Consider the following 3,333-nt stretch of genomic DNA (forward strand, 5'->3'; position numbering starts at 1 on the left):
GGCACCGTAGTGCCTTCCAGGATTCCGCTGCCAGGCAGCGAAGAGGTGAGACTTTAGCACCAGTGCGGAGAGCTTGGCAAGCCCCTCCGGGTTCTTTTACGGAATCCCGGCGCTCCGCACCGAGCTGGGTCGTCTCCTGCACACCGATAGTGCGCTTGCCTGCCCTCTGCGAGGCGAGCAATCCGGCATGGGCGTTGCTTTCCGTCAAGTCGATCGTGCGGGAAGCGGTCAGAACCGGGCAGCGGGTCAACGGCGGCCGGCCCGGCCCTCCCCGCATCCCCTGAATGAAGGAGTCGCATCAACGGCGGTGCGTCTCCGGACCTGAGGACAAAGGCGTCCGACTCGAACCCTGCTGGGGTTCGGGCGGACGCTTTTCATTTGGCATCGACCCGAGATGGATCCACAGGACACGCTCCTCCCTCACGCCCACGTGATTGCCCGACATGCCGCGCGTGAACGGGGCAGCCAGAAGCTTGCTCCCGCACTTCGCGCCCAGCGCGCCCTCGAAGGCATCAACGCGGGGGTCTGGGAAACCGACCTGCGCACCGGCAGCGTCTGGCTCTCGCCCCGCTTCAAGGCCCTGCTCGGCTACGCGGAGGACGCGCTCAACGACAGCTACCGGCTGATCTACGACCACGTTCATCCTGCCGACCTGCCGGTCTACATCGAACGCCACCGGCAGGCGGTCGCCTCGCTCGGCAGCTTCGATTTCGAGATCCGGGTCCGCCACACCAGCGGGCAGTACCGGTGGATGAGGGGCCGCGGCCGCGTCTGGCCGGACGAATGGGGCGCCCCGGCCCTGGTGATCGGCTCCGTGATCGACATCCAGGAACAGAAGGCGGCGCAGGCCGCGCTGCTGCAGATGACCCGGCGCTTCGAGCGTGCGATCGCCGCGAGCCGCGAGGGGCTGTTCGAATACCGCATCGGCAGCGACGATTACTACTACTCGCCGCGCTTCTTCGAACTGCTCGGGCGCCTCCCGGGGGATTTGCCAGCACGGCGCAACCTGGTCGAGCACTGCCTCCACCCCGGGGACCGGGACCGCTTCGAGCGGGCGACGCTCGAGGGGATGGCGAGCCGGCAGCCCTGGCGACTCGAGTACCGGCTGGCATGCGGCTCGGGCGAGTACCGCTGGTTCCGGGAGCACTGCTGTGTCACCTGCGGCGAGGATGGCACGCAGTTGCTCAGCGGGGTCATCACCGACATCCACGAGGAACGACGGGCGCGGGAGGAGGTCGAGCGCGCGAACCGCGCCAAGTCGCAGTTCCTCGCCAACATGAGTCACGAGATCCGCACGCCGATGCACGGCGTGCTCGGAATGCTCGAACTGCTGCGCGCGGCACCGCTGCCGCCCCGGCAGACGGCCAACGCGGAAACCGCGCTGCGCTCGGCCCGCCAGCTCCTGTCGATCGTCGACGACATCCTGGACTTCTCCAAGGTCGAGGCCGGCAAGCTGAGCATCGAGGAGATCGACTTCGAGCCCCGGGCGCTGCTGGAGGAGGTGAGGCAGTTGCTGCAGCGCCGGGCCCTCGAGAAGGGACTGCGACTCGACTGCGTGATCGACGAGAAGGTGCCGGCGCGACTGCGGGGCGACCCGGGCCGCATTGCCCAGGTGCTGAGGAACCTAGCGGACAACGCGCTGAAGTTCACGGAGGCCGGGACGGTGCGCTTGTGCATGGGCGCGGAACCGGAGCCCGGCACGTCGCGCTGCATGCTCGCCGTGAGCGTGCAGGACAGCGGCATCGGCATGGACGCGGACACCCTCGGCCGGCTTTTCATGCCCTTCATGCAGGCGGACGCCTCGATGAGCCGGCGCTTCGGCGGCACCGGATTGGGGCTGGCGATCTGCAAGCAGCTCGTCGAGCTGATGGGCGGCACCTTGACCGCGGAGAGCACGCCCGGCCAGGGCTCCTGCTTCCGGCTCGCGCTGCCTCTGGATGCCTGCCCTGCCCCACCGGAACCGGCGACCGGGCACAAGCGGCCCGATGGCCTCATCCCGGTAGCCGGCAGCGCGGCCATGAGGGGCGCGAAGGTGCTGGTCTGCGAGGACAACCCCGTCAACCAGCTCGTGGCCATGTACATGCTGGAGTCGCTGGGCTGCGAGGCGATCGTCGTCCCGAACGGGCGGCAGGCGCTGGAGCTCTGCGGCGAGCGGCGCTTCGACCTGGTGCTGATGGACTGCCAGATGCCGGAGATGGACGGCTTCGAAGCCCTGGCGGCGCTTCGGCAAGGCCGCCCGGGGAGCCCGGAGGGCCTCACCCCGGCCGACGTGCCGGTGATCGCGATGACGGCGCATGCGCTGCCCGGGGACGGCGAGCACTGTCTCGCCACCGGGTTCGACGGTTACCTGAGCAAGCCCTACGAGCTGCGCCAGCTGGCAAGCGTGATAGGGCGGCATCTGCGGGTGCCGGGCGGGCCGCCCTCGAGCCGGCCCGGTCCGCCCCTCCCGCAGGCCCGCCCGTCTCCGGCCGAACTGTCGGACGCCATGTGAAAGAAAAGACCCAGGGTCCCCGATGTCCACCACCACACTTCTCACCTCGGCCTGGCTCCGCCCGGGCGTCGCCCCCTCCCTCGCAAGGGAGGCGCCCCCCGTTTCCGAGGACACCCTCAGCACCCTGATCAATATCGCCGGCCGCCAGCGCATGCTCTCCCAGCGGATCGTGCTGCAAGCGACCCTAGCCTCCCTGGGGCACGTCGAGGCGCTCGCCCTGGCCCGAGAAGCGCTGGAGCTGTTCGAGCGCAGCCACGAGGCACTGGTGCGCGGCGGGGGCAAGGAGAAACTGCCCGGACTGTTCTGCGACGTCTTGAGGGAAGCCTACCGGAGGGAGCAGGCGGAGCAGCAGATCCGCGACTTCGCGCGGCTGGCAGGAAAAGCCCTGTCCGATCTCGAACACGCACGGGCAGGCCGCTCGGACGCGCTGCGCCTGCTTGCCGAGCGCGCCACACCGGTGCTCGGCACGCTCAATTCGATTACCGGCGTCTACGAGCAGGAAGCCCGGCGTCGCGCTCAGGAATCCAGGAAACGGTCGATTGCCCTGCTGAGCGATATCCGGGACGTGTCCCGGCAGGCTCGCATCGTGGCCTCGAACGCGAGGGTGGTGGCCGCGCGCGCAGGCACTCATGGCCGGGAGTTCGCCGTGGTCGCCGGCGTGATGTCGGACGTCACGGACGAAATCGATCGCCTGGCCAAGACCGCCCTCAATCTCTCCGCCTGAAGGCGGCAGAAGCGTGCCCCGTCCCGCGTCGGGCCTGCAGCCGCCCGGCGCGCCCGCCCCAGGGCTGTTCACTGCTGTCCAAGGTAGCGGCTGCTGAATGAGCTGGCGGGGTCGCGCC

2 protein-coding genes are annotated in these 3,333 nt (G+C 69.3%); both read left to right on the plus strand.

Features of this window, described 5'->3' with window-relative positions:
* Nucleotides 1–430: 430 nt before the first annotated feature.
* Complete coding sequence (locus D3A59_RS24670; protein ID WP_170162395.1) at nt 431–2,491, plus strand: hybrid sensor histidine kinase/response regulator; 2,061 nt, start codon at nt 431–433, stop codon at nt 2,489–2,491.
* Nucleotides 2,492–2,513: 22 nt separating this feature from the next.
* Nucleotides 2,514–3,215 (plus strand): type IV pili methyl-accepting chemotaxis transducer N-terminal domain-containing protein, encoded by a 702-nt coding sequence (locus D3A59_RS24675; protein ID WP_119157945.1) that lies wholly within the window; start codon nt 2,514–2,516, stop codon nt 3,213–3,215.
* Nucleotides 3,216–3,333: the final 118 nt, after the last annotated feature.

It is taken from the genome of Caldimonas tepidiphila (genome assembly GCF_003569765.1).
Classification (GTDB): Bacteria; Pseudomonadota; Gammaproteobacteria; order Burkholderiales; family Burkholderiaceae_C; genus Caldimonas; species Caldimonas tepidiphila.